This window comes from Adlercreutzia muris, from assembly GCF_008831045.1.
GTDB lineage: Bacteria > Actinomycetota > Coriobacteriia > Coriobacteriales > Eggerthellaceae > Adlercreutzia > Adlercreutzia muris.
The window spans coordinates 25,735-52,092 of sequence record NZ_WAJS01000010.1; the positions used below are offsets into that span (position 1 = coordinate 25,735).

Sequence of the window (26,358 nt, forward strand, 5' to 3'; positions counted from 1 at the left end):
CCCCATTTGATGGTTTCCGGCGCACTCGAAAACGGGTGCGCCGTTGCCATGATAGAAGGAAGTTTGCTGGCGGCGAGCTGCCAGCACCGGTCAGAATTAAGAAAACACCTGGTCGGAAAGCGAAACAAAGGAGAAAGAACAACATGGAACTCAAGGATCTGAAGCCTGCTGCTGGCTCCACCAAGAACCGCAAGCGCGTGGGCCGCGGCCCTGCTTCTGGCACCGGCAAGACCGCCGGTCGCGGCATGAACGGCCAGAAGTCCCGCGCTGGCGGCGGCAAGGGCGCCGGCTTCGAGGGCGGCCAGACTCCGCTGGCCCGTCGCCTGCCGAAGCTGCCCGGCTTCCGCAACTTCAACCGTGTTGAGTACCTGCCCGTCAACGTGAGCCGCCTGGACGCCAAGTTCGAGGCCGGCGACGTGGTGGACGGCGATTCCCTGAAGGCCAAGGGCATCATCAAGCACGCCGACGCTCTCGTGAAGGTGCTCGGCGACGGTGAGATCACCAAGCCCCTCACCGTGCGCGTGGATAAGGTGTCCGCTACCGCCAAGGCGAAGATCGAGGCGGCCGGAGGAAAGGTCGAAGAGCCTTGCTAAGGTCAATTCTTGACGCATTCAAGGTTCCGGAGCTGCGCAAGAAGATCCTCTTCACGTTGGCGATTCTCGCGCTCTACCGCTTCGGGGCCTATGTGCCGGTCCCGGGCATTCCCTTCCACGAGTTTGCCACGGCCTTCCAGGACACCGGTGTGGCCATGACCATGCTGGATCTGTTCACTGGCGGTGCGCTGTCGAACTTCTCGGTGTTCTCCCTTGGGATCATGCCCTACATCACCGCATCCATCATCATGCAGCTGATGCAGGGCGTCATTCCCGCCGTGGGCCGCTGGGCCCGCGAGGGCGATACCGGGCGTCGTAAGATCACCCAGGTCACCCGTTATCTCACGCTGGGCCTGGGCCTCATCAACGCGGTCGGCTACTTGCTGCTGTTCAAGTCCCCGGCCTACGGCGTGCAGTTCTCCACCGAGGTGCCCGAGCTGCTCACGGATGCCATTATCGTGTTCACCCTCGTGGCCGGCACGGCGTTCATCATGTGGATGGGCGAGCTGATCACTCAGCGCGGCATCGGCAACGGCATGTCGCTCATCATCTTCGTGAGCATCGTGTCCCGTGTGCCTTCCGCCATCTTCTCGTCGGTGAACCTCACGAGCGACTTGGGCACGGGCATCGCCCTCACCCTGGTCATCCTGGCCGTGGTGCTGGTGTGCATCCCGCTCATCATCTTCGTTGAGCGAGCCCAGCGCCGCATCCCGGTGAACTACGCCAAGCGCGTGCAGGGTCGCAAGATGATGGGCGGTCAGTCCACCTACATTCCGCTGAAGGTGAACGCGGCCGGCGTTATCCCGATCATCTTCGCGAGCTGCCTCATCTACTTCCCGGCCCAGCTGGCGGCTATCTTCAATGTGGGCTGGCTGACGGAGTTCGCGAACTGGTGCTCCACCGGTTGGCTGAACTGGGTGCTCACGGTGCTGCTCATCGTGTTCTTCGCGTACTTCTACACCTCCATGGTGTTCAATCCCGAAGAGACCGCTGACAACATCCGCAAGCAGGGCGGCTTCATTCCCGGCGTGCGTCCTGGCACGGCCACGGTGCAGTACATCAAAAACGTCATCAATCGCGTGACACTGCCCGGCGGCATCTTCATCGCGGCCATTGCCGTGGTGCCCACCATCATCTTCTTCTTCACGAACAACCAGCTTATCCAAGCGTTCGGCGGCACGTCCATCCTCATCATGATCGGCGTGGCCCTGGACACCATGAGCAAGATCGAGAGTCAGCTGAAGATGTACAACTACGAAGGTTTCTTCAAGTAAGAGGAACCGCAGGTAGAAACGAAAGGATGTTTCCATGAACATCGTGCTTCTTGGGGCTCCCGGTGCTGGCAAGGGCACCCAGGCAGCCAAGCTGGTAGCGGAGTTCGAGCTGCCCCACATCTCCACCGGCGACATGCTGCGCGCGGCGGTGAAGGCGGGCACGCCGCTCGGCCAGAAGGCCAAGTCCTACATGGACGCTGGCGATCTGGTGCCCGATGACGTCATCATCGGCCTGGTGACCGAGCGCCTCCAGGACGGCGACACCGCCAACGGCTTCATCCTCGACGGCTTCCCGCGCACTTCGGCCCAGGCCGTGGCGCTGGACGCCGAGCTCTCCAAGCTGGGCCGCCCCCTGGACGCCGCCCTGCTCATCGACGTTGACCCCGAGGTCATCGTCGGTCGCCTCACCTCCCGTCGCATGTGCCGCGACTGCGGCTACATCGGCAGCGCCGCCGACGGCGATACCTGCCCGAAGTGCGGTGGCGAGATGTACCAGCGCGACGACGACAACGAGGCCACCGTGCGCAACCGCCTGGATGTGTACGAGACTGCCACGAGCCCGCTCATCGACTACTACCGCGGCTGCGAGCTGCTCGTCACCATCGACGGCGACCGCGACCCGGAGGTCGTCTACGCGGACGTGAAGGAAGCGCTCGCCTAGGTTGCGGCCTCGCCGCCGTTGGTCGTCCCATGAGGTAAGGCGTTTAACCTCTGAAACCCGCATCCCGCGAAGGGGTGCGGGTTTTCTCTATATAATAGGCCCATGCCCACTGTGCGCGAGAACATAGCCTACACCTTCGAGCATTTCATGCTCATCTACCGCGGCACCCTGCTGCGGGCGGCTCGGGCCGTGGCGCTCATCGCGCTATTGGCCGCCGCCTGCGAGGTGTTCGTCTTCAATATGAACTACTTCACCAGCGCCGACTACCAGACTATCAACCTCACCGATCGGCTGTCCCTGGCCCAGAACGAGGACGGCACCTACAGCCTCACAGACGTGGACCACGTCATGGAGTTCTCGAACCTCAATACCGAGGTGCACAACATCAAGCTGGACTTCGCCGCGAGCCAACCGGCCCAGCTGGTCTCGGTGAAGATCCAGTTCACGGATGGGGCCCACCAGACCTACTTCGACTCCACGGAGTACACCGTGGGGGTGCCCCTGGCCGACATATCCACGAACGTGGAGCAGAGCAAGTTCGTGAACCTCCAGACCGCCGGCCGCGTGGACAACCTGCGCATCGAGATCGCGGGGGAGGAGCTGGGAGCCGAGGTGTCCTACCCCATCCTGCTCGACGGGCTGTATCTGAACGCCCATCGCCCCTTCGCTTTCAACGGCTGGCGCTTCGCGGCCGTGCTCATGGTCATGCTCGTGGGCTACGGCTTCCGTCCGAAATCGGCCATCTACCGCATCCGTATCGTGGAGAACCCCCGCAAGTCCAAGGCGGGTATTATCTTCGCCGTGTTGGTGGAAGTGGCGCTGCTGACCGGATTTCTGTTCTACGGGTCGAACCTAGTGGGCGTGGCCACCTCGAGCTACAACTACGGCTCCTGGGACGGTGCGTCGGTGGTGAACACCTTCGAAGTGGGCGGCGACAATGCCCAGCAGTACGCCGAGCTGGCCCGGGCCATGGCCGAGGGGCGTCTGTACCTGGACGAAGAGCCGCCCCAGTGGCTCCAGGACATGGAAGATCCCTACGACAAGGGCGCTCGGGATGAGGCCCAGAAAGCCACCGGCGAGCCCTACCTGTTCGATGTGGCCTACTATGAGGGCCACTACTACGTGTACTTCGGCGTCGTGCCGGTGCTCCTGTTCTACCTGCCCTTCTATTTGCTCACGGGGGCGAACTTTCCCACGGCTATCGGCGTGCTCGTTATGGCCATCGCCTTCGTGCTGGGGGCCACGGCTCTGCTCGACCGCTTCGCCCGCTACCACTTCCGCTCGGTTTCCCTCGGTGTGTACCTCCTGTTGCAGATACCGCTCGTGGCCTGTAGCGGCATCTTGTACCTGGTGAAGTTCCCCACCTTCTATTCGCTGCCCATCATGTGCGGGCTCGCCTTCTCGGTGTGGGGCCTGTACTGCTGGAACCGAGGGAGTGTGGGGCGCCATCGCCGTCCGTGGCTGTTCACCGGGTCGCTGTGCATGGCTCTTGTGGCCGGGTGCCGACCGCAGCTGCTGGTGCTGTCGTTTCTGGCCTTTCCGCTGTTCTGGCGCACCTACATCACCGAGGGGCGGCTGCGCACCCGGGCGGGTGCGGGGGAGTTCGCCTGCCTGGTGGCGCCCTACCTGCTGGTGGCCGCCGGCATCATGGCCTACAACTACGCGCGGTTCGGCTCGCTGACCGATTTCGGCGCCAACTACAACCTCACGGTGAACGATATGACCAAGCGCGGCATGAACCTGGGGCGCCTGGCGCCGGCCTTCTTCACTTACTTCCTGCAGCCGCCCTCCATGGTGGGGGTGTTTCCCTTCCTCCAGCCGGCCCCCTTCGACACCACCTACATGGGCCAAACCATCAAGGAGGTCACCTTCGGCGGCATCTTCGCCTGTCTGCCGCTTCTGTGGGTGCTCGCGTTCTCGAAGCGCATTCTGGGCATGCGGGTGCGGCAGCGCTCGACGCGCACCATTATGGGCGTGATCGTGGTGCTGCTGGCTTCTGGCGTGGTCGTGGCCTTGGCCGATGCGGAACTGGCGGGCATCCTCCAGCGCTATTATGCCGATTTCAGCTTCATGTTCCTGGCGGCCTCGGTGCTGCTGTGCTTCGTCGTGAACGAGCAGCTCTCCCACGCGCGGACCGGCTACGACCTCATGCTGAAGGTGCTTCTCGTGCTGGCGGCGGCGAGCGTCACCTACAGCCTGCTGCTGTGCCTCGTGCCCGAGACCGGCTGGTATTCGGACGTGTACCCCTGGGCCTACCAGGATCTGCTCCAGACCGTGCTGTTCTGGAAGTAAGGTAGCTCTTTTCCTAGATCGGCCGTGCTTCTTTCATGGGGGTCGTGCCGAGGAATAGCAGCCCCGTCGCCCCAATGGGGTCGTAGCCGTCCAGCTGGCCGTCGTAGTAGGCCGTGGCTGTCTCGCGGTGGAACAGCGGGTAGAGCGGCACCTCGGCGGCGATGATGTCGAAGCACTGGTTCCACAGATCCTGCTGGGCGGCCTCATCGATGCTGGCTCGCGCCTCGGCCATGAGTTCGGATAGCTCGGCGAACTGGGGCGTAGCGGCCCAGCAGGTGCGGGCTCGCGTCCAGACATTGTCGCCGTACCACCAGCTCATGATAAGGTCGGGATCGTTGCCGAAGCAGGAGGGATCGCCGGGGGAGAGCACCACATCGAAGGGCAGCAGCGTGGCGGCCTCTGGTGGCGTGGAGATGTCCTCGAACAGCGCTGCGGCATCCAGCGGCACTACCTCGGCGGTCACGCCCACGGCCTTCCAGTCCTCGATGATCATCGGTGCCAGCGCGCTCACCCAGTTGTCGTTCACGCGCAGGGTAAGGGCGAGCTCTTCCACGCCCGCCTCTGCCAGAAGCTTGCGGGCCTTCTCCGGGTCGTAGCTGTACACCGTGGAGGCGCGGTGGTAGCCGCGGAAGTAGTCGGGCAGAAGCGAGGTGGCCGGCCGAGCGTGACCGGCCATGACCTGACCGATCATGGAGTCCACGTCCAGAGCATACAGGAGCGCCTGGCGCACGCGGGCATCGTCGAAGGGGGGCCGAGCGCAGTTGAACATGAGGAAGGGCAGGTTGCAGCCGGGCACGTAGTCCACCGACGCCCCCGCCTCGGCGATGGCATCGGCGAGCACCTCGGGGGCCGCCTCCATGGCCAGCACGCGCTTCTCGGTCAGCGCGCGGGTGCGCTCTTCGTCATTAAGGATGACCGACCAGGCCATGCGGTTGCAGGTGGCGGGGTAGGGGCCCTCGTAGCGGTGGTTGGGGGTGAAGGTGATGGTCCCGCCGTCGGCGGCATTCACGGTGTCGTAGCACCATGGGCCGCTTCCGATAGGACGGCTTGTGAGTTCCTCGTCGGTGGCGGTGGCGGGGAAGATGCGCACGAGGGCGAGGCGTTCCCGCAGAAGCGAGCCCATGGGGGCGGTCAGGGCGAAGCGCAGGGTGCGGTCGTCGGTGGCGGTCACAGAGCGGATGAACGAGAGGAAGGGCCCGTAGAGCTCGTCGGCCATATTGCGGTTGAAGGCGTTCACCACGTCGTCCACGGTAAGGGGGCTGTCGTCGGAGAACACGGTGCCCTCCCGCAGGGTCACCTCGAAGGCGAGGTCGTCGATCTGCACCGGGTCGGCCGCGGCCAGCCCCAGCTCGGCGCGGTAGGTGTGCATGTCCAGCTCGTAGAGCCCTTCGAACACGTGCCAGTTCGCGGCCAGGAACAGCCCCGAGGCGCAGCCGATGGGGTTAGGCGTGCCGTCCTCGTAGGCCACGGCCGCCGTCAGCGTGCCAGCCACGCCGCTCTCGATCTCGGGCGCGGCGGCGTGGGCGTCGGGCGCCGGTGCCGGTGCGGGCTCGAGGGGCTGCTCCACCGAGCAGCCGCCCAGGGCCACGGCCGTCGCAGCGGAAGCGGCCCCGGCCACAAAGGCCCGACGGGTAAGAGGGAGGGCGGCGGCCTCGGGCACCGCGAGGAGCGCAGAGAGCGGAGAGGGGACCACGGGCATCCTTTCTCATCGTGATTTCCCACTATTATAGAAGGGCGCCGCGCCTCGTCCGGAAATCCCACAGCAAAGCCAAGGAGCGGGTGCCCCATTGGGTCATCGAGGTCGCCGCCTTTTGAGTCGCCTGATGCGCACAGGGCCGCGCGAGCACTCCGGGTGCGGGGCGCGTCTGTCGAGGGCGGGGATGCCCCGTGGTGGGCGCGTGTCCTCCCGCCGACCGACGGGTCAGGGCTGTGGCGGGGGAGGGGAAACGTTGACGGTGCGTCAACGGTTGCCTCCCTGCTATTATCAGACAGGTATTTCTGTTCGCAGAGCAAATCCGACTCGCCGGTCGGTGCGCTTCCGTCCTCTCGACCTCTCCGCGACAGTACCACCCCGCGGATGTTCGCGAGGCCGCAAGCCGGCCGATCCCGCGCGGGCCAGATGCAAAGGAGAGGAACATGACGAGAGTTCTGAAGTCGATGGACGGCAACAACGCCGCGGCGCACGTGTCCTACGCGTTCACCGAGGTTGCCGGCATCTACCCCATCACTCCCTCAAGTCCCATGGCCGACTTCGTCGACATTTGGGCTGCCCAGGGCCGCAAGAACATCTTCGGCACCACGGTGAAGGTGTGCGAGATGCAGTCCGAGGGCGGAGCGGCGGGTGCCGTGCACGGCTCGCTGGCCACCGGCGCGCTGACCACCACCTACACGGCCAGCCAGGGCCTGCTGCTCATGATCCCCAACATGTACAAGATCGCCGCCGAGCAGCTGCCCACGGTCTTCCATGTGTCGGCCCGCACCGTCTCCACCCAGGCGCTCAACATCTTCGGCGACCACTCCGACGTCATGGCCTGCCGCCAGACCGGCTTCGCCATGCTCGCCGAGGGCAACGTGCAGGAGGTCATGGACCTGTCCGCCGTGGCCCACTTGGCCGCCATCAAGGGCCGTGTTCCCTTCCTCAACTTCTTCGATGGCTTCCGTACCTCCCACGAGGTGCAGAAGATCCAGGTGTGGGACTACGAGGATCTGGCCGAGCTGTGCGACATGGATGCGGTGAATGCTTTCCGCGAGCATTCCCTGAACCCGGAGCGCCCGGCCATGCGCGGCTCCCACGAGAACGGCGACATCTTCTTCCAGCACCGCGAGGCCTGCAACTCCATCTACAACGATCTGCCGGCCGTGGTGGAGGAGTACATGAGCAAGGTGAACGCGAAGCTGGGCACCAACTACCAGCTGTTCAACTACTACGGCGCGCCGGACGCCGAGCGTGTCATCGTGGCCATGGGAAGTATCTGCGACGTGGCCGAGGAGGTCATCGACTACCTCACCGCCCAAGGCGAGAAGGTGGGCCTCGTGAAGGTGCGCCTGTACCGCCCCTTCGTGACCGAGAAGTTCGTGGCTGCCCTGCCCGCTAGCTGCAAGAAGATCGCCGTGCTCGACCGCACCAAGGAGCCCGGAAGCATCGGCGAGCCCCTGTACATGGATGTGGTGAACGCGCTGTCCGTGGAAGGCCGCGAGGGCATCACCGTGACCGGCGGCCGCTACGGCCTCGGCTCCAAGGACACCCCGCCCGCGTCCGTGTTCGCCATCTTCACCGAGCTTGAGAAGGACGAGCCGCGCCGCCAGTTCACCATCGGCATCGTGGACGACGTGACGGGCCTGTCCCTGCCCGAGGTGCCCGCCCCCAACACCGCCGCCCCCGGCACCATCGAGTGCAAGTTCTGGGGCCTCGGCGGCGACGGCACCGTGGGCGCGAACAAGAACTCCATCAAGATCATCGGCGATCATACCGACAAGTACGTGCAGGCCTACTTCCAGTACGACTCGAAGAAGACCGGCGGCGTGACCATCTCGCACCTGCGCTTCGGCGACGCCCCCATTCGCAGCCCCTACTACGTGAACAAGGCCGACTTCGTGGCCTGTCACAATCCGTCCTACATCACCAAGGACTTCCCCATTGTGCGCGATGTGAAGCCGGGCGGCGCCTTCCTCATCAACTGCCAGTGGACCCCCGAGGAGCTGGAGCAGCACCTGTCGGCTGACGCGAAGCGCTACATCGCCGAGAACGACATCAAGCTGTACCTCATCAACGCCATCGATTTGGCCATGGAAATCGGCATGGGCAAGCGCACCAACACCATCCTGCAGTCCGCCTTCTTCACCCTGGCCGGCGTTATGCCCCAGGAGGAGGCCATCCGCTACATGAAGGACGCGGCCACGGCCTCCTACGCCAAGAAGGGCCAGGATATCGTGGACATGAACCACAAGGCCATCGATGCCGGCGCTACTGCCTTCGTGGCCGTGGAAGTGCCCGCTTCTTGGAAGGACGCCGAGGGCTCCGTTAAGGCCGCTTCTGCCGAGGGCCGTCCCGAGACCGTGAGCCTTGTGGAGAACATCATGTTCCCCGTGGGCCGCATGGACGGCGACTCCCTGCCCGTGTCCGCCTTCATGGGCTATGAGGACGGCCAGTTCCCGCTGGGCGCCTCGGCCTACGAGAAGCGCGGCGTGGCCGTGCAGGTGCCCGAGTGGAACGCCGACACCTGCATCCAGTGCAACCAGTGCGCGTTCGTGTGCCCTCACGCCACCATTCGTCCCTTCGCCCTGACCGAGGCCGAAATGGCCGCGGCCCCGGCCCAGACCAAGCATATTCCTGTGAAGGGCAAGGTGGGCGCCGACATGCAGTACGTGCTGGCCGTCTCGCCGCTCGACTGCATGGGCTGCGGCCTGTGCGCCATCCAGTGCCCCACCGATTCGCTGACCATGATGCCCATCGCCGATGAGCTGAACGAGCAGCCGGTGTTCGACTACTGCGTGAAGGACGTTGCGCGCAAGGAGGAGCTGGAGGGCACTTCGGTGAAGGCCAGCCAGTTCAAACGGCCTCTGCTGGAGTTCTCCGGCTCCTGCGCCGGCTGCGCCCAGACCTCCTACGCCCGCCTGGTCACCCAGCTGTTCGGCGATCGCATGTACATCGCCAACGCCACGGGCTGCTCCTCCATCTGGGGCGGTCCGGCGGCCACCTCGCCTTACACGGTGAACGCCGACGGCCACGGTCCGGCCTGGTCCAACTCGCTGTTCGAGGACAATGCCGAGCACGGCATGGGCATGCTGCTGGGCTACGAGGCCGTGCAGGACAAGGTCGTGGCCGACACCGAGGCCCTGCTGGCCTGCGAGGGCGCGGCCGGCGAGCTGGCCGACGCGGCCCGTGCGTGGCTCGAGGCCCGCACTGGCGCCGAGGCCTCCAAGGCGGCCGCGGCGGCCTACATCGCGGCCCTGGAGACCGCCGCTGCAGGCGAGGGCGACCTGGCGGCGCTGGCCGCCGGCATCCTGGCCAACAAGAGCTACCTGACCAAGAAGTCCGTCTGGATCTTCGGTGGCGACGGCTGGGCCTACGACATCGGCTACGGCGGCCTGGATCATGTGCTCGCCTCCGGCAAGGACGTGAACGTGTTCGTGTTCGACACCGAGGTGTACTCCAACACCGGCGGCCAGGCCTCCAAGGCCTCCAACCTCGGCCAGGTGGCGCAGTTCGCCGCGGCCGGCAAGGACGTGAAGAAGAAGAGCCTCGCCGAGATCGCCATGACCTACGGCTACGTGTACGTGGCGCAGATCGCCATGGGTGCGAACCTGAACCAGACTATCAAGGCCATCACCGAGGCCGAGGCCTATCCGGGTCCCTCGCTCATCATCGGCTACAGCCCCTGCGAGATGCACTCCATCAAGGGCGGCATGACCAACTGCCAGACCGAGATGAAGAAAGCCGTGGACTGCGGCTACTGGAACCTGCTGCGCTTCAACCCGCAAGGTGCCCCGGGCAAGAAGCTCGTCATCGACTCCAAGGAGCCGGTGGAGGGGGAGTACCAGAACTTCCTCATGAACGAGGCCCGCTACAGCCGTCTGACCCGCGAGTTCCCCGAGCGCGCCGGCGAGCTCTTCGCCGAGAACGAGCGCGCCGCCATGGATCGCTGGGATCATCTGCAGAAGCTCAAGGACCTCTACGCCGCCGAGTAGGGCGAGCGAACGCCAAAGCTTGCCGGCCCAACCCTGGGCCGCAACCGAAAAGGGAGCCTTCGGGCTCCCTTTTCATTCGTCTGCGCAAATCGCTCAGCGTCAGAAGCGCGATTTTTCTGCGTTAGACACATCTCCGTTTTAGACACACATAACGTGATATTCTTTCCGTATTAGCGACAAACCCCAGATCATGAGCGCAACGAGATGCCCCGTCCTCTCTCTTGGTAACGATCCTTACAAGATGGGATGTGCAGGGCATTGTCAGAGACGGCGTAGACAACTGCGTCGCTTCCGCGTTCGCGTCAAGATTGCTCTCGAGGCGGCTTAAGCGGCCGCGGCGGTCTCCAGGTCGAGCTCGGTAGCGGGGGCGGTTGCCTCGGCGCGCCGGTCTGCCAGTGCCTTAGCCGAGCGCAGCACCACGTAGGCGCCCATGACCGCCGAGTACACAGCGATGGACACGACGGCCACGGTGTTGCCCACCAGGGCGCTCGGCATGAGCAGCAGCGCCAAATGCACATAGGTCAGCACGTAGAAGGGGTAGGCCAGACGCTGAATGCGCTTCCAGGTGAGGGCCTTCATGCCGTGCTTCACCACCTGGAACGAAGTGATCCACAGCACCGCCATGAGCGCCGTGATGAGCGCGGCCAAGCCCAGCGAGAAGGCCAGGTTCCCGGAAAAGGCACTCGTGATGCGCGGGATATAGGAGGCGCTGTAGAAGACGATGTGCCCTACGGCAAAGATACAGGCGAGGATGGACAGCTGCCGGCGAATGGGCATGAGGTGGGCGCGCAAAGGGTTTCGCTCGTTCAGAACGCCTACGAACATGACGATGGAGAAGAGCAGAAACGCCAAAGCGCAGCGCTGCATGAGCGGCTGAAAGTAAGACCACGCCTCGCCGTGGATATTCACCGCGGTGCCCCAGAAGTACAGGGCCAAAAGGGCCGCGGCACCCAGGTAGAAGGGAGCGGGGTGCTTCTTCAGGGGTTTTGCGCATACCCACACCAGGGCAAACGATAGGATCAGTGCGATGACGAATCTCATAGTGCCTCCTCCGGGCCTCCTCCAGGCCCCTTCGCGAGCTTTCTCCCTTGTTGTCACAATAGCATAGGATAGATGACCTGTCAGCCCAACATTGGACATATGCAGGGAGTTGTGGGGGTTTCGATCGCATCCCTTGAGGGGGCATAGTCGTGCAGTCAGATCACGACAGAGAAAGAAGAGGCGGAAAGCAAAGGGGTGGTGCAGAATGGGTGGCAAGCGTATTGCCTCGCCATAAGGTTGTCCTCAAGAAAGATAGCATGAAACCAGCGATCCCGTTGACTGTCCTACTCATGCATGATAGTATAGGCGCCGTAACCGTCATACAAGTTTAGGACGGTTTCACCTATGCATGGGTCGTATCGAGAGAGAAGGGGAGGCGACCGTGTCCGGGCGCTTTCCCGCACGACTAGAAGAGGGAGGGTCAAGAATGAGCAACGAATTGACTCGACGCAGCTTCGTCAAGTGGGGCACGGCCACTGCTGGCGCCGCAACCCTCGCGGGCTTGACTGCCTGCGCGAATTCACCAGCATCGTCCGAGATCTCATTGGGCGACACCGGCATCGAATCCTATCCGGGGGAGAAGGGCGATGGCCAATGGCTGACGGGCGCATGCATGAACAACTGCAGTTGCGAGCACTCCCGCTGCCTTTTGAGGGTGTATGTGGAGGACGGCGTGCCGCTGCGCATCCGCACCGATGAGGAGGAAGACTCTATCGAGGTGCCCCAGCGCCGCGCCTGCCCGCGCGGACGAGCGCAAATTAGTAATATGATGTCACCGGCGCGCATCAAATATCCCATGAAGCGCAAGGGCTGGAGCCCCGATAATCCCAACGGCGAGATGCGCGGCCGCGATGAGTGGGAGCGCATCAGCTGGGATGAGGCGCTGGATATCATAGCGAGCGAGATGCAGAAGGCCTACGACAACTGGGGTCCGAAATCTATTCTTGCCGCGGCCTACTCCGATATTGGCGAGGAGTACTTCGACCCCATCGTGTGCTTGCTGAATGCCAAGGGCGGTGCGGTGCATCACGATCTGGGCACCGTATCGCTTGGAGCATGGCCTTGCGTCGAGCTGTTCATGACGGGCAGCATCTTCGAGGCTCCCGACGCCCTGAGTCTCGCCGAGAGCCAGCTCCACTTCCATTTCGGCAACAACTGGGCAGCCAACAAGGCGGGCAACACACCGCTCCAGTTGAGCTACGCGCAGTCCGAGGGGGGTCGCCTCGTTATTGTGGATCCGTGGCTCAATCAGACGGCCGCCGCCATTGCCGATGAGTGGGTGCCCATCCTGCCCGGCACCGATACGGCGTTCTGCCTCGGTATGATGTATCACCAGGTGGAGAACAATCTGCAGAATCAGGAGTTCTTGGACACCTACTGCGTGGGATTCGATGCCGAGCATATGCCCGAGGGCGCCGACCCCAAGGAAAATTTCAAGGACTACTTGCTGGGTACCTACGACGGCGAGCCCAAGACGCCGGAGTGGGCCGAGGCCATCTGCGGTGTGCCTGCAGCAACAACGCGCCGCCTGGCTGAGGAAATCGCGAAGACTGAAAAAGTCGATTTCTTCGCCGGCCAGTCTACGACCAAGATTCCCGCCGGTGAGATGTTCGGTCAGGCCTTCTACACCTTGGCCTTCATGCATGGGGTGGGAACGCCGGGCAACTATGTCGGCTGGCTCGGCATGCACGAGCACGGCTATTCCACCACGCCCTATTGCTTTGCGGGAGATGCCTCCAACGGGGCCGGCAAGAACCCCGTCAATCCGCTGGCGCCTCCTGTCATTGTGCTCGTGCCCAATTGGGGCGAGATAACTGACAAGGATTCTTGGGAAAAGGTGGACTACACCGAGTGCTGGCAGTCGATTCTCGATGGCGCCTACGGGCGCGATTCCTGGCCTGGCGGGAAAAAGCCCATCGACATTCACGTCATTTACACGGGCGGTTATCAGAACAGCCTCAACTCGCTGCCCAATGCGAATGCCGGCATCAAGGTGTTCCGCAAGGTTGATTTCGTGTGGGGTGTCGGGCCGTTCTTCGATGCCTCGCGGCAGTACTGCGACGTGGTATTGCCTGCGGCCACGTGGTGGGAGAAGGGCAATATCGCCTGGAGCGTGAATGCCGAGACCGTGTATTGGGCTGATCGCATTATGGAGCCGCTGTACAAGGCGCGCCCCGAGACTGAGATCGCCGAAGAGCTGGCAAGCCGTCTTGGCCTGGATCCGAAGACGGTGAACACCATGACCGATGCCGAGCGCACCTATCACTCCTTCGCCGGCGCCATTAAGATGACTGATCAGGCCACGGCGGCCTATGAGCCGCTGTTCACCATCACTCAGGAAGACATCGATGCCCTGGGTGTGGAGGGCAAGCCCCAGGAGGGCAGCATCACCATCGCAGAATTCAAGGAGAAGGGCTGCTACAAGACCCAGCGATCCAAGGGCGACGCCCTTACCTATCGGCCCTTCGCGGCGTTCATCGCCGATCCCGAGGGCAATCCGGCGGCCACGGCGTCGGGTAAGTTCGAGATCCATAGTGCCACACTCTCGGCGGTCGTGAGCTCGCTCGGTTACTCCGTCATTCCGCCCATCGCGAAGTGGCAGATCGGTGATCCCGACCAGGGCGCCGGTACCCAGACTGAGGAGTATCCGCTGCTGCTGTGGACGCCCCATTCCCTGCGTCGCTCCCATACGGTGAACGACAACGTCGTCTCGCTGCGCGAGGCGTTCCCCCAGGAATGCTTCATGAGCACCGTGGATGCCGAGGCACGGGGCATCAAGAACGGCGACTTGGTGCTCATGACGAGTCCCCACGGCAAGGTGCTGCGTCCGGCCAAGGTGCTGCCTACCATCGTTCCGGGTGCGGTGGCGCTCCAGGACGGCGCGTGGATCCGCATCGACGAGGAGACCGGCATCGACTTGGGCGGCGACCCGAACATCTTGCAGGCTCCGAAGGCCTCGGGGCAAGCTTCCCAGTCGTGGACGGGCACGCTGGTGCAGGTGGAGAAATACGACGGGCCGCTGACGCTTGAGCCCGACAAGAACACGCCCATCGTTACGCCCGTGGGCATCGAGGAATAGGGGAGGTGCGCTATGACTCAGTACGCATTTCATTTGGATGGCGGCAAGTGCACGGGCTGCAAGACCTGTCAGGTCGCGTGCAAGGAAACTTATAGACTGCCGGCGACTAATCTCTATCGCAAGGTGTACAGCTATCAGGGTGGCAGTTGGGATGCAACAGCGGCGGGTCATTACGTCCCTAATGGGGTGTTCGGCTATTTCATCTCTCTGGCGTGCAATCACTGCACGAACGCCGCCTGTGTGGAGAATTGCCCGACGGGCGCTATGCAGAAAGACCCTGATACGGGTATTGTGTGGACCGATCATGAAGTGTGCATCGGGTGCAAGACCTGTCAGACCGCCTGCCCCTATAAAGCCTCCACCTTCAACGAGGAAGAGGGCTACATGCTCAAGTGCGACATGTGCCGTGGCGAGGTGGCCACGGGCGGCAAGCCCATCTGCGTAATTGGCTGCCCCATGCGAGCATTGGACTTCGGGCCCCGCGAGGAACTTGTTGAGAGGTACGGCGAGGGCGATATCGAAGTCGAGCCGCTGCCCCAAGACACCACGGGTCCCAATCTGATCCTGACTCCTCATCGCAACGCCCAGAAGTCTGGTGTCGGTACCGGTTCGGTGGTCAACCTCCAAGAGGAGCTGTAGCGTTCTCGGAAGGTGCTCCGCTGTCTCGGGGGAATTGCGGGGTGCGGGTCGCTGCGCGAAACGGCAAGATCTGTGCCCCTTTCATGAACCTTTCCAATACCGAGGAGAATACCTTTCAACCCTGTATAATCCCACGTTAAGGCGGGCACCGGACAGATTCACCCCCCTCCCTCCCGATTTGCCCGGTGCCCCGCCTGTTCTTTTAGAGGTGTCCTATGATCGCTCCCCTTTCTTCCGATACGCTGGCTGCGGCCGAGGTCTGCTTCGCTGTCGCCTCTTGGCTGCTGTATGTCGAGCCGGACATTTCGTCGGTGGCCGAGCAGGTTGCAAGCCGTCAGTTCGCCAGCGCCCCCTTCGGCGAGGAAAGCGATGACGCGCGGCAGGGCCTTCGTTTTCTGGACGGCTGGTGTGCCGCCGCTCTGCGCGCATCTGAGGTGCCCGAGGGCGCAAGCACTGATAGTGCGGCCGCCTTCCTTGGGGAAAGCCCTGCGTTCGCCGAGGCCGTGGCTGAATTGCGTCGCGAATGGCTGCGTCTGTTCGTGGGTCTGGGCACGCCTGAGGCATCGTGCTTGGAGTCATACTACGTGGAGCCGAACCGGCACGTGTTCGGCAAGAACGTCATTGCTGTGCGCGAGGTCTACCGTCGTCACGGCCTTGAGGTCGAACGACTGCATCGGGAGCCCGACGACCATTTGGGGCTCATGCTCGGCTTCCTCTCTCGCCTGATTGCCGAGGAACGCGAGGCCTTGGATGCCGGCGAAGGTCAGCGAGCTGCCGCGTTGGCCGGCGAAGGGGACGCTTTCCTGACGGAGCATGTCCTTCCCTGGTTGGCCCCCTGGCGCTATGCTGTCGAGAGGCATGCACGTACCGGGTACTACCGTGGTGTCGGAGCGTTCGTTTTCGGCTTGATCGCCTGCTACGCCGAGCGCTTCGGCATTTGCTTCGACGGAGAGGCCCGCGCGTTTCGGCGCAGGAAGTAACGTCGGTGCCTTGAGGGGAGGTGCGTATGCTGGGGACGTTCGTGGTTCTCTACCTGTTTCTGGGCGGTTGCGGTGCCGGCACACTACTTGTGACAACCGCCTGGTCGCTCCTGTTCCACTGCACGAAATCGCGCACCTTTCGGCAGAGCCGTGCCTTTTGGGGCCTGGCGGGCAAGCTGTACCTCGCCAGCTTCGGGCTTCTGGCCCTCTCGGCATTCTGCTTGCTGGCGGACTTGGGCAGTCCCCATCGTTTCTTTTTGCTGTTCCTCCGACCGACGGTATCGCTGCTATCGGTGGGCTCGTTCATCCTGCTGGCGTCGCTGCTCGTCTCGGCTTGCGTGGCTGCGGCCCATGTCCTCGGTTGGCCGCTGCCCTCCATGGCTCGCAAGGGGCTGGAAGTGCTCGGCGCGCTTCTGGCGGCGGTGCTCATGGTCTACACCGGCCTGTACCTGGCGTGGATGGAGGCGGTACCCCTGTGGAACAACGCGGCGCTTCCGGCGCTGCTTGCCCTCTCATCGCTTTCCTCCGGCTCGGCGATCGTGCTTCTGCTTGCGCCCTTCGGTCGCGATTGGGCGCTTCTGGCCGGCTGGGTAGACGGTCTGCATCGGGTTCATCTGATAACCTTGGGACTCGAGTTCGTGGCGCTTGCCGCCTTCATCGTCCTGGCTGCAGCGAACTTGTTCGCGGGCCCGGGCCTCGCGCAGCTGATTTCGCCCGAGGGCCAAGGTTCCTGGTTCTTCGGGGGTTTCGTGCTAGGCGGCATTGTCGTGCCCTTTGGCATCGAGGCGCTGCGTCCCTTCGCGGGTCGTGTCGCACCGGTCGCAGCAGCTGAGGCCTTGTGCCTCTTCGGAGGGCTAATTCTGCGGTTCTGCCTGGTGTTGGCCGGAAGTCATTGGCTCGGGTGATACAATGCGAGCCGATATGAAACAGAAGCGCCCGGCAGGCGCCCAAGCAGGAAGGCTGCGGAGAGCCCATGGCCCTGTTCGAGATAGACGAGTCGAGCGGACTGCCCGTATGGGTGCAGCTGCGCAATCGGTTCGTTTACCTCATCAAGACCGGCTACTACCGGCCTGGCGATCAGCTGCCCAGCGTGCGCACCTTGGCCGCCGAGGCCGCCATCAACTACAACACCGTGAGCAAGGTATACGTCAACCTGGAGAGCGACGGCTATGTCGAGTCCGTGCGCGGTCGGGGCGTTTTCGTGCGCGACATCGGCGGGAAGGCCGATGATGTGTGTTCCATTGCCGACACGGAAATAGAGGGTTGCATCCGGCGCTGCCTGGCCCTGGGAATGACCATCGATGAAGTCACGCTGTGCATGATGGATGTGGCTCATCGTTTGAAGGATGAGAGGTCCTGATCCTCGAAGAGGGGGGAGAGTCCCATGCTGAATCGTACTGAGAAGACCGAGCGCGAGGGTCGCGCCCGACGCGTTGCCGGCATCGAGAAATACAATTCCAACGTCGATCGTCGCACATCTCAGAACGGACCGCTCGTTTTCGCGGTCTTCATCGCTGTGACGGTGTTCGCCTGCGTGCTGGGTCTCGGGTTCGCACTGGGGGGAAAGCTCGATGTCTGGTGGCTTTTTGGTGCGCTGGCGGCGGCCTGGGCCGCTACCATGGCGGTGCACATCGCCATGGAGTGGGAGAAGGTGGTGGTGTTTCGCCTCGGTAAGTTCTCCCGCGTGAAGGGACCGGGGCTCTACTTCACCATCCCCTTCATCGAGCAGACGGCCCTGAAGGCCGACCAGCGCATCATGGTCACCGGCTTCGGCGCCGAGGAGACGCTGACGAGCGATTTGGTGCCCATCAACGTGGATGCGGTGCTGTTCTGGATGGTGTGGGACGCGAAGAAGGCGTGCCTGGAGGTGGAGAACTACTACAACTCCGTGTCGCTGGCGGCCCAGACGGCCCTGCGCGACGCCATCGGCCGGGCCAGCGTGTCGGAGGTGGCCATCCGCCGCAACCAGCTCGACCAAGAGCTTCAGGAGGTCATCGAGGAGCGCACGAGCGTGTGGGGCATCACGGTGCTATCGGTGGAAATCCGCGACATCGTCATTCCCGCCGAGCTGCAGGAGGTCATGTCGGCCGAGGCCCAGGCCGAGCGGGAGAAGAACGCCCGCATGGTGCTGGCCGAAGTGGAGAAGGACATCTCGGCCATGCTCGTGGATGCGGCCAACGTGTACGAGGAGAACGAGCTGGCCGTGCGCTTGCGCACCATGCACCTGCTCTACGAGTCGGTGAAGGGCAGCGGCGGCACCGTGGTCATCCCGAGCGCTTATTCCGAGGGCTTCTCCGATGCGGCGCTGGACAAGGCCATCGACGGGTTGAAATCGGGGAAGTAGGGGTATGGCAGCCGGGCGCGGCTGCGGGGCGCCTTCATTTGCTCGGATGGTCATCGCTTTGGGGGCAGAGCGCGTGGTCCTGCTCCCGTCGCACGTCGGCGCCCGGGCGAAGCGGGGAAGCGCCCTTGGGGCAAACGGCGCTCGGCCAGGGTATCTGGGGCTCCCTTACGTGTTTTTCCGCCCTTTGAAGTATTGGTCGTACCAGATGACGAAGCAGTAGGCGCTCCAGATCTTCTTCATGTTCGACCGCATGCCGCGCTGGTGCTCGTCCAGAAGAGCGTTCAGGCGGTCGCCGCGGAAAAACATCCGGGCCGTCTCGCTGTTCAGCACCTCGCGCACCGAGGCGGCCCAGGGGTCCTCCCGCAGCCACTGGGCCAGAGGCGTGAGGAAACCCTTTTTGGGCATGGCAGCCGTGACGGCCGGCAGGGTGCGGGTGGCGGCGCGCCGCAGGGCCACCTTGGTCTCGCCCCGGGTCACCCGCAGGGCCGTGGGCAGCGTGCGGGCTACGGCGAACACCTCCCGATCGAGGAAGGGCACGCGCAGCTCAAGCGAGGCGGCCATGGACATCTTGTCCGCCTTCAAGAGAATGTCCTGCTGCATCCAGGTGAGGATGTCGGCGGTCTGCATGGCGGTGACCTCATCGAGTCCTGCGGCGCCCATCTCGGCGAACAGCGGGGCCGTGACTTCCCAAGGGGCCGGCGCCGCCGCTCCCCGGGCGCCCAACTCCGGTGTGAGCAGGCCCAGAGCCTCGGTCCAGGGGAAATTGTACTCCAGGCGGATGTAGCGCTCGGAGAGGGGGCGGGCGCCCCGCATGAGGAAGCGGCGCCCCCGAACGCCGGCCGGCAGGCGGGCCGCTGCGGCCCCAAGGCCCCGACGCAGGGATGCGGGCGCGGCCATGTAGGGCTCGAAGGCGAGGCACTCCTGGTAGTACGGGTAGCCGCCGAACAGCTCGTCGGCCCCTTCACCTGACAGCACTACCTTCAACGACTGGGCCGCATGGGCGCACAGGTGGTACAGCGGCACGGCCGAGGGGTTGGGCAAGGGCTCGTCCAGGGCGTACTGCACAGCGGGCACCGAGGCGAAGAACTCCTCGGCGCCAAGAGTGCGCCCCTCGTTGGCCAGGCCGATGGCTCGGGCGAAGGAGGCCGCCTGCTCCAGTTCCGAGAAGCGCCCGTCGTCGTAGCCGATGGAGAACGTGCGGGCATCCATGAGGCGGCTGGCCTCATGGGCTACCAGACTGGAATCCACGCCGGCGGAGAGGAAGCAGCCCACGGGCACATCGGCCGCGGCATGGGCGGCCACCGATCCGCGCACGGCCTCGGCGATGGCCTCGGCGCTCTCATCGAGGCTGCAGCCCTCGTCGGGGGCGAAGGACGGGGCGAACCAGCGGCGGTACTCGGCGCGGCCGTCCCGCCAGCGCAGCCAGTGGCCGGCCGCTAGCTTGCGCACGCCAGTGAAGAGGGTCTCCTCGTCGGGTAGGTATTCCATGCACAAGTAGTGGGGCAGTCGCCGCTCGTTCAGGCTCCGCTCCAGACGCGGGTAGGGGAGCAGCCCCTTGATCTCGGAGCCAAAGACGATGCGCCGGCCGATTTCCGCATAGTACAGGGGCTTGATGCCGAAGGCGTCTCGGGCCAGGAAGAGCTCGCCGTCGGCGGGTCGGTACAGGGCGAGGGCGAACATACCTCGCAGCCGGTCGAGTACCGCCGGCCCCCACTGCTCGAAGCCGTGGAGCACCACCTCCCCGTCGCCGTCCGTGGAGAAGCGATGCCCGGCCCGGATGAGCGCCGACCTCAGTTCCCGGTAGTTGTAGATCTCGCCGTTGAAGACGAGCACGAGGGAATCGTCCTCGTTGCGCAGGGGCTGGCGAGCCCCCTCCAGGTCGATGATGGCCAGGCGCCGGAAGCCGAGGGCCGCCCGCCCATCGGTAAAGTAGCCCGCATCGTCGGGGCCGCGATGGGCGATGGAGTCGGCCATCGCGCGGACCGTCGCCCCGTGATCTAGCGTGCCGTCCTCGCCGGCGAATCCTACGAAACCGCACATGGGCAGTCCCTCCTACCTGGTCGTGTTGCAAAACGCGGAAAACTTGCCAAGCCAATGACCTGGTGAAATAAGAAGAAACCGCAGATAAAATAACTAGTTTGGAAGTGGCAAGATTTCGGAGTTTTTCAACGGGCGCCCAGCATGCTCGATGATGCGATCGGCCAATATGTCCAGGGCGTCTATCACGGGCAGGCCCGCCGCCTCGCCGCGACCTCTAAAGGCCAGCGATAGCTCGGTGCAACCGAGCACCACCCCGTCGCAGCCCATGGCGCAAAAGGGGGCAGCCAGCCCGTCCAGGGCGGTCGGGTCAACGGGCAGTCCCGCCTTCACCTGGTCGAAGATGATCGAGCTTACGGCCCGCTGTCCCGCGCGATCGGGGTAGTGGGCCGCCACGCCCGCCTCGGCGCCCGCCCGGCCGTATACGTCGGAAAGCACGGTGCCGGCTGTGGCCAGCACACCTACCCGGCGCAGACCCATCGCGGCCGTTGCTGCCATGGTCTCGCGCACCATGTGGATGAGGGGAACGGAAAGGGCGCTCTGCACCTCGTCGAAGAACGAATGGGCCGTGTTGCAGGGCAGTGCCAGAAGATCGCATCCGCAGGCGGCCAGCAACTGTCCGTCCTCGACGAGCGCCGCCACCGGGGAGCGAGAGCTCGCGCCGGTGAGGAATGCCGTGCGATCGGGAATGGCCGTGTCGTTGAAGGCGAGGGTGCGCACGTGGTCCTGGTCGCAGCGGGCGTCGGTGCGCTCCACGAGCCGTCGCAGGAAGTGGGCCGTGGCCCCCGGGCCCACGCCGCCGAGCACGCCCACCAAATGGGCGGTCACAGGATCGCTCCCGCCCAGCAGTCATCGGTCCCCTTGAATGCGGCGGACGCAGGCGCGCCGTCGGCGGAGGGCGCGGAGGCCTCCTGCCCGCAGTCGGGGCTCCCATCAGGCGCAGGCCCGTGCCCAGCACGGGCCGGGTGCGGGGTTACCCCGCACCCGAAAGAGACTTCCCCGCGCATTTCCCGGGCCCGTTTGGCGGCCAAGGCCGCTCGACAGGTGCGCCATTGGCGGGCAGCGAACACGAGGGGGTAGAGTCGTCGCCGCAGACTGCGCTCGGCCTCATAGTCCAAAGGGTCGGCATCGCGGCCCAAGGCGTACAGGCCGCGCACCTCGCGCCTAAGGTCGTCGTCTCGGATGTAGTCCATTAGGATGGCCTTCGGCACCACGGTGTACAGCGAGTCGGTGGTGCGGGCTACGGTGAGCCCGGCCGGAAGCCCGCGGCCCTCCACGAGGTCGTCCACGAGCCAGCGGGCCACGTTGTAGCCGGCGGCCGTCACATAGTAGTTGCTGCGGCCGAGCCGCGTGTTGATCTCGAAGAACACGTGGCTGCCGTCGCGCGGATCCACCTTGATGTCAAAGTTCGCGAAGCCGGTGTAGCCCACGGCCTCCAAAAGCCGCGTCGCCTCGGCCACGACGGTCTCGTCCACCCGGCTCACAATGGCCAGCGGGTTGCCCACCCCCATGGGCCGCATGTCTTCCAGAAGCGTCTGGCCGAAGGCGGCGAAGCGCACTTTTCCCGTCTGATCGGAATAGGTGGTCAAGATGCGCATGTGGGTGTCGTCGCCGGGAATGGTCTCCTGAATGAGAAACGATCCGTCGTAGCGGCTTTTCTGCACGGCGCCGAGCACGCGGGCGAGTTCGGCGCCGTCGCGGGGGAAGAACACCTTCTCCTTGCCGGGAAAGTCGGCATAGTGGTAGGCCGCCGAGGAGGCGGGCTTGGCCACGACGGGGAAGGGGAAGGGGAGCTTCAGCGCGGCGGGGTCGGCATCGGGGTCGCCTACGTCGAAGATAACGGTGCGCGGGGTGGGCACGCCGACTTCGGCGCACAGGGCGTAGAAACGCTCCTTGTCGGTGAGGCGGTTTAGGAGATCCTCGCCGATGTAGGGGATGATGAAGGCGTCTTCGAGCTGGGCGCGCATCTCCACGATGGTGCGCACGTACCAGTCGCCGCAGCCGAGCAACAGCAGGGGGCGGTGGTCGAAGCACTCGGCCACATCGGCCAGGGTGGACAGCAGCACCTCGCGGCGCTCCAGATGCGGTACCACCCGGTTCACGAGGATGGAGGAGTCGCCGCACATATGGCAGTCGGCCTGGGACAGCACGAGGGACACGATGCCGTAGGCCTCATGGAAAGCCCGCGCCAGGCTGTAGGCACCGATGTCGCCCCCGAGTATGACGGGTAGCACGTCCGGGGCGTCGGTTCTCTCCATAGGTCTCATCTCCTGCATCGGCGAGGGTTTCGGTACAGGAAAGATGATAGAAAAAGCCCTCATTACGCATCCCATAGCAAATGCTGAAGAAAGCGTAAGGAGGGCGAAACTTTTCCTTACGAAGGGAACGGTCGTCGACGAATTCCTCGCGTGCAGGGTCGGGGCGGCCGGTGTTTCGACCGAGCGAGTTCCGCAGCGACCGGGAGTGCCCGGTGGGCACTCCCGCAAAGCGAGGACTGTCTGAGCGAATCGGAATACCGGGCGCCCCGACCCGAAGGGGTAGCCTACGCTGCGACCAGCCGCTCCAGCGCGGCTAGCTTCACGCAACAGCAGAACACGTCCATGGCGGCGTCCAGCTCCTCGAGGGGCGGCAGCGACGGCGCGATGCGGATGTTGGAATCGGCCGGGTCGTCGCCGTAGGGCCAGGTGGCGCCCGCGCCGGTCATGGTCACGCCGGCCTCCTTCGCCAGGGCCACGATGCGGCGGGCGGTGCCCTCGGGCCCCTCGAAGCTCACGAAGTAACCGCCCCGGGGGTTCGTCCACGTGGCAATGCCGGCCTCGCCCAGCTCCTCGTCCAGACGGCGGCACACCAGGTCGAACTTCGGCGCCATGAGCTCGCCGTGGCGCGCCATGTGGGCGGCAAGGCCCGCGCCCTCGTCCAGGAACCGGGCATGGCGCAGCTGGTTCAGCTTGTCGTGGCCGATGGCCTGGGCGCTCATGTGGCGCTTGATCTCCGCTACGTTGGCGGGACTCGCCGCCACGGCCGCCACGCCGGCCCCGGGGAAGGTGATCTTGGAAGTGGAACCGAACTTCAGGTAGCGGTCGGGGTTGCCCGCCTCGCGGCAGGCCGTGGCGATGTCGAGCACGGTATCCTGCTCGGCCGCATCGGCGGAGAAGTGGTGCACGGCGTAGGCGTTGTCCCAGAAGATGCGGAAGTCAGGCGCGGCGGCGTCCATGGCCGCCAGGCGGCGCACCACGTCATCGGAGTAGGTGACGCCCGTGGGGTTCGAGTACTTCGGCACGCACCAGATGCCCTTCACGGCTGCATCGGCGGCCACGAGGCGCTCCACCTCGTCCATGTCCGGGCCGTGCTCGTCCATGGGCACGGGAATCATCTCGATGCCCAGAGCCTCGCAGATGGCGAAGTGGCGGTCGTAGCCCGGCACGGGGCACAGCCACCTCACTCGGGGCAGCCGGCTCCAGGGCCCGTTTCCCTGGGTGCCGAACAGCATGTATCGCACCATGGCGTCGTACATGGCCGTGAGGCTGGCGTTGCCCAGCACGATGACATTTTCGGGCTCATCGTCCAGCAGCGTCGCCATGAGCCGCTTCGCCTCGGGGATGCCGTCGAGCACTCCGTAGTTGCGGCAGTCGGTGCCGTCCTCGGCGGTAAGGTCGGCGGTTGCGTCCAGAGCGTCCAACAGGGGTAGCGACAGCTCCAGCTGCGCCGCCGACGGCTTGCCGCGGGCCATGTTCAGGGAAAGCCCCCGGGCGACCATCTCGTCGTAGCGGGCCCGCACGGCCGCGAGCTCGGTCTCCAATTCCGTCTTCGTCATGGCTGCGTAGCGCGGCATCTTCCGTCCTTTCGCCGTAAAACTGCTCGTCTGCATAAGATGATGGCCTTCACTCCATCGCGGTAAAGTATAATCCCAACGGTAAGGTTATCGGCACGGAATATGGCACTTCGCAAGAATGGCTGGCTATACGGTGTCGGTTTCGGCAGGGGGTCCGCGCGCAGATTCCGCAGCGACGAGAACAGTCCAGGGGGCGGTTCCCCGAAGCGAGGACTGCCCGAGCGCGGCGCCCCCTGCCGAAACCGACCCCCGGGGAGTCCCAAGCGTGTTGAAAAGGTTCTCGCAGAAGGGGGAAATATGATCGAAAGCGACTTCTGGGTAGTTTTCGCCATGCTCATCTACTTCGTCGTCGTGGTCGTCATCGGCTTCGTCTACGCGCGGCGCTCCAACTCGTCGAGTGAGGAGTACTTCCTCGGCGGGCGCGGGCTGGGCCCGTGGCTCACGGCCCTGTCGGCCGAGGCCTCGGACATGTCGGGGTGGCTGCTCATGGGCCTGCCCGGCGTGGCCTACTTCACCGGTGCGTCCGATGCCATGTGGACGGCCATCGGCCTGGTTATCGGCACGTACCTGAACTGGAAGTTCGTGGCCAAGCGCCTGCGCAAGTACTCCGAGAAAGCCGGTAACGCCATCACGGTGCCCGACTTCTTCAGCAACCGCTTCCACGACAAGAAGCACATCCTCATGACCATCGCCGCGGTCATCATCCTTTTGTTCTTCACCATCTACACGGCCTCGTGCTTCGTGACCGTGGGCAAGCTGTTCGCCACGCTGTTCGGCTGGGATTACGCGGCCATGATGGTCATCGGCGCCATCATCGTGTTTCTGTACACCTTCATGGGCGGGTATCTCTCGGTGTGCACCACCGATCTCGTGCAGGGCACCCTCATGTTCTGCGCGCTCGTGACCATCTTCGTCGGCAGCGTCACGGCGGCCGGCGGTGTGGAGAACACTGTGGCGTTCCTCCAGTCCATCCCCGGCTTCCTGTCGGCTACCCAGATCGCCACCCCCGTGCTCGACGAGGGGGGCGCCCAGGTCATGATCGACGGGCTGCCGCAGTTCGGCGACGCCAACACCTACGGCATCATCACCATCGTAAGCGGCCTGGCCTGGGGCCTCGGCTACTTCGGTATGCCCCAGGTGCTCATCCGCTTCATGTCCATCCGCCACTCCGACGAGATCAAGAAGTCCCGCCTCATCGCCATGATCTGGCTCGTGGTGTCCATGAGCGCCGCCGTGTGCATCGGCCTTATCGGCCGCGCGTATCTGCCCGACGCCTTCGCCACCCAGGCGGCGGCCGAGAGCGTGTTCATCGTGCTGGCCCAGATCCTCTTGCCGTCGTTCTTCTGCGGCCTGGTGGTCTCGGGCATCTTCGCGGCGGCCATGAGCTCGTCGTCCTCCTATCTGCTCATCTCGGGCAGCGCGGTGGCCACGAACATCTTCAAGGGCCTTATCAAGCGCGACGCCACCGACCGCCAGGTCATGATCGTGGCCCGCGTGACGCTCACCTGCATCCTCGTGCTCGGGTGCTTCTTGGCCATGGATCAGAACTCCTCCATCTTCAACATCGTGTCCTACGCCTGGGCCGGCTTCGGCGCCTCGTTCGGCCCGCTCATGTTGTGTTCGCTGTATTGGCGCCGCACCACGCTGCCCGGCGCCATCGCCGGCATGCTCACCGGTGCCGCCACGGTCATCATCTGGAACAACTTCATCGCGCCTCTGGGCGGGTGGTTCGCCGTCTACGAGCTTTTGCCCGGCTTCGTGCTGGCGCTGCTGGTGATCATCGTGGTCTCCAAGCTCACGCCCGAGCCCAGCAAGGAGGTCACCGACGACTTCGACACCTACATGGAGCTGGATGTGTAGCAGCGTATCCGCACCGCGCGTTATCGAGCCGCCTCCGG

Annotated in this window: 18 protein-coding genes; 12 read left to right on the forward strand and 6 right to left on the reverse strand. The window is 64.4% G+C overall.

Annotation, left to right across the window (positions count from 1 at the left end; translation table 11 throughout):
• Positions 1 to 143: 143 nt before the first annotated feature.
• From rplO to F8D48_RS04425, 4 genes are all read left to right on the forward strand, one after another.
• The gene (gene rplO / locus F8D48_RS04410; protein ID WP_135970805.1) at positions 144 to 593 is read left to right on the forward strand and encodes a 50S ribosomal protein L15; all 450 of its coding nucleotides are present in this window, start codon (positions 144 to 146) and stop codon (positions 591 to 593) included.
• On the forward strand, positions 587 to 1,867 hold the full coding sequence (secY, locus tag F8D48_RS04415) for a preprotein translocase subunit SecY (RefSeq protein WP_135970806.1): 1,281 nt from the start codon (positions 587 to 589) through the stop codon (positions 1,865 to 1,867). Before rplO ends, secY begins: the two co-directional genes overlap by 7 nt.
• Positions 1,868 to 1,901: 34 nt before the next feature.
• A complete protein-coding gene (locus F8D48_RS04420; protein ID WP_135970807.1) occupies positions 1,902 to 2,528 on the forward strand; it encodes an adenylate kinase in 627 nt (208 codons plus the stop codon).
• A 102-nt stretch (positions 2,529 to 2,630) separates the two neighbouring features.
• A complete protein-coding gene (locus tag F8D48_RS04425; RefSeq protein WP_151430103.1) occupies positions 2,631 to 4,820 on the forward strand; it encodes a cytochrome C oxidase Cbb3 in 2,190 nt (729 codons plus the stop codon).
• Between the two features lie 13 nt (positions 4,821 to 4,833).
• Here the strand turns inward: F8D48_RS04425 and F8D48_RS04430 are convergent, their stop codons facing one another.
• Positions 4,834 to 6,513 carry an ABC transporter substrate-binding protein gene (locus tag F8D48_RS04430; RefSeq protein ID WP_240806222.1) on the reverse strand — a complete coding sequence of 560 codons (1,680 nt, stop codon included), beginning with the start codon at positions 6,511 to 6,513 and terminating at the stop codon, positions 4,834 to 4,836.
• A gap of 443 nt (positions 6,514 to 6,956) precedes the next feature.
• Between F8D48_RS04430 and nifJ the strand changes: the two genes are divergently transcribed.
• Positions 6,957 to 10,508, forward strand: a complete 3,552-nt coding sequence (gene nifJ / locus F8D48_RS04435) for a pyruvate:ferredoxin (flavodoxin) oxidoreductase (RefSeq protein ID WP_151430105.1) — start codon at positions 6,957 to 6,959, stop codon at positions 10,506 to 10,508.
• 324 nt (positions 10,509 to 10,832) lie between these two features.
• Here nifJ and F8D48_RS04440 read toward each other — a convergent pair whose 3' ends face one another.
• On the reverse strand, positions 10,833 to 11,549 hold the full coding sequence (locus F8D48_RS04440; RefSeq protein WP_151430106.1) for a ferric reductase-like transmembrane domain-containing protein: 717 nt from the start codon (positions 11,547 to 11,549) through the stop codon (positions 10,833 to 10,835).
• 427 nt (positions 11,550 to 11,976) lie between these two features.
• Here F8D48_RS04440 and F8D48_RS04445 point away from each other — a divergent pair, with 427 nt between their 5' ends.
• The 6 genes from F8D48_RS04445 (at position 11,977) to F8D48_RS04470 (ending at position 18,591) form a co-directional block, all read left to right on the forward strand.
• Positions 11,977 to 14,628 (forward strand): molybdopterin-dependent oxidoreductase, encoded by a 2,652-nt coding sequence (locus tag F8D48_RS04445; protein ID WP_151430107.1) that lies wholly within the window; start codon positions 11,977 to 11,979, stop codon positions 14,626 to 14,628.
• Between the two features lie 12 nt (positions 14,629 to 14,640).
• Positions 14,641 to 15,267, forward strand: a complete 627-nt coding sequence (locus F8D48_RS04450) for a 4Fe-4S dicluster domain-containing protein (RefSeq protein WP_151430108.1) — start codon at positions 14,641 to 14,643, stop codon at positions 15,265 to 15,267.
• A 215-nt stretch (positions 15,268 to 15,482) separates the two neighbouring features.
• Positions 15,483 to 16,247, forward strand: coding sequence for a TorD/DmsD family molecular chaperone (locus tag F8D48_RS04455; RefSeq protein WP_151430109.1), 765 nt, complete (start codon positions 15,483 to 15,485; stop codon positions 16,245 to 16,247).
• Between the two features lie 26 nt (positions 16,248 to 16,273).
• The gene (nrfD, locus tag F8D48_RS04460) at positions 16,274 to 17,152 is read left to right on the forward strand and encodes an NrfD/PsrC family molybdoenzyme membrane anchor subunit (protein ID WP_151430110.1); all 879 of its coding nucleotides are present in this window, start codon (positions 16,274 to 16,276) and stop codon (positions 17,150 to 17,152) included.
• 68 nt (positions 17,153 to 17,220) lie between these two features.
• Positions 17,221 to 17,607 carry a GntR family transcriptional regulator gene (locus F8D48_RS04465; protein WP_135970819.1) on the forward strand — a complete coding sequence of 129 codons (387 nt, stop codon included), beginning with the start codon at positions 17,221 to 17,223 and terminating at the stop codon, positions 17,605 to 17,607.
• 24 nt (positions 17,608 to 17,631) lie between these two features.
• The gene (locus F8D48_RS04470; RefSeq protein WP_135970820.1) at positions 17,632 to 18,591 is read left to right on the forward strand and encodes a slipin family protein; all 960 of its coding nucleotides are present in this window, start codon (positions 17,632 to 17,634) and stop codon (positions 18,589 to 18,591) included.
• A 165-nt stretch (positions 18,592 to 18,756) separates the two neighbouring features.
• Here F8D48_RS04470 and asnB read toward each other — a convergent pair whose 3' ends face one another.
• The 4 genes from asnB to F8D48_RS04490 form a co-directional block, all read right to left on the reverse strand.
• Positions 18,757 to 20,631: an asparagine synthase (glutamine-hydrolyzing) gene (asnB, locus tag F8D48_RS04475; protein WP_151430111.1), complete on the reverse strand. Its 1,875-nt coding sequence runs from the start codon at positions 20,629 to 20,631 to the stop codon at positions 18,757 to 18,759.
• Positions 20,632 to 20,724: 93 nt separating this feature from the next.
• Positions 20,725 to 21,456: a cysteate racemase gene (gene cuyB, locus F8D48_RS04480; protein WP_170272722.1), complete on the reverse strand. Its 732-nt coding sequence runs from the start codon at positions 21,454 to 21,456 to the stop codon at positions 20,725 to 20,727.
• Complete coding sequence (locus tag F8D48_RS04485) at positions 21,453 to 22,886, reverse strand: carboxylate--amine ligase (protein ID WP_170272723.1); 1,434 nt, start codon at positions 22,884 to 22,886, stop codon at positions 21,453 to 21,455. Before F8D48_RS04485 ends, cuyB begins: the two co-directional genes overlap by 4 nt.
• Positions 22,887 to 23,170: 284 nt before the next feature.
• Positions 23,171 to 24,460: an aspartate aminotransferase type Ic gene (locus tag F8D48_RS04490; protein WP_151430114.1), complete on the reverse strand. Its 1,290-nt coding sequence runs from the start codon at positions 24,458 to 24,460 to the stop codon at positions 23,171 to 23,173.
• 297 nt (positions 24,461 to 24,757) lie between these two features.
• Between F8D48_RS04490 and putP the strand changes: the two genes are divergently transcribed.
• Entirely contained in the window at positions 24,758 to 26,320 is a 1,563-nt protein-coding gene (putP, locus tag F8D48_RS04495; protein ID WP_135970666.1) for a sodium/proline symporter PutP, read from the forward strand.
• Positions 26,321 to 26,358: the final 38 nt, after the last annotated feature.

Bases quoted from the DNA above. Each gene is read 5' to 3' on its own strand.
- rplO (WP_135970805.1), top strand. From the start codon at position 144: ATGGAACTCAAGGATCTGAAGCCTGCTGCTGGCTCCACCAAGAACCGC.
- putP (WP_135970666.1), top strand. From the start codon at position 24,758: ATGATCGAAAGCGACTTCTGGGTAGTTTTCGCCATGCTCATCTACTTC.
- nrfD (WP_151430110.1), top strand. From the start codon at position 16,274: ATGCTGGGGACGTTCGTGGTTCTCTACCTGTTTCTGGGCGGTTGCGGT.
- asnB (WP_151430111.1), bottom strand. From the start codon at position 20,631: ATGTGCGGTTTCGTAGGATTCGCCGGCGAGGACGGCACGCTAGATCAC.
- F8D48_RS04425 (WP_151430103.1), top strand. From the start codon at position 2,631: ATGCCCACTGTGCGCGAGAACATAGCCTACACCTTCGAGCATTTCATG.
- F8D48_RS04450 (WP_151430108.1), top strand. From the start codon at position 14,641: ATGACTCAGTACGCATTTCATTTGGATGGCGGCAAGTGCACGGGCTGC.
- F8D48_RS04440 (WP_151430106.1), bottom strand. From the start codon at position 11,549: ATGAGATTCGTCATCGCACTGATCCTATCGTTTGCCCTGGTGTGGGTA.
- F8D48_RS04470 (WP_135970820.1), top strand. From the start codon at position 17,632: ATGCTGAATCGTACTGAGAAGACCGAGCGCGAGGGTCGCGCCCGACGC.
- nifJ (WP_151430105.1), top strand. From the start codon at position 6,957: ATGACGAGAGTTCTGAAGTCGATGGACGGCAACAACGCCGCGGCGCAC.
- F8D48_RS04490 (WP_151430114.1), bottom strand. From the start codon at position 24,460: ATGCCGCGCTACGCAGCCATGACGAAGACGGAATTGGAGACCGAGCTC.
- F8D48_RS04445 (WP_151430107.1), top strand. From the start codon at position 11,977: ATGAGCAACGAATTGACTCGACGCAGCTTCGTCAAGTGGGGCACGGCC.
- F8D48_RS04485 (WP_170272723.1), bottom strand. From the start codon at position 22,886: ATGGAGAGAACCGACGCCCCGGACGTGCTACCCGTCATACTCGGGGGC.
- F8D48_RS04455 (WP_151430109.1), top strand. From the start codon at position 15,483: ATGATCGCTCCCCTTTCTTCCGATACGCTGGCTGCGGCCGAGGTCTGC.
- F8D48_RS04420 (WP_135970807.1), top strand. From the start codon at position 1,902: ATGAACATCGTGCTTCTTGGGGCTCCCGGTGCTGGCAAGGGCACCCAG.
- F8D48_RS04465 (WP_135970819.1), top strand. From the start codon at position 17,221: ATGGCCCTGTTCGAGATAGACGAGTCGAGCGGACTGCCCGTATGGGTG.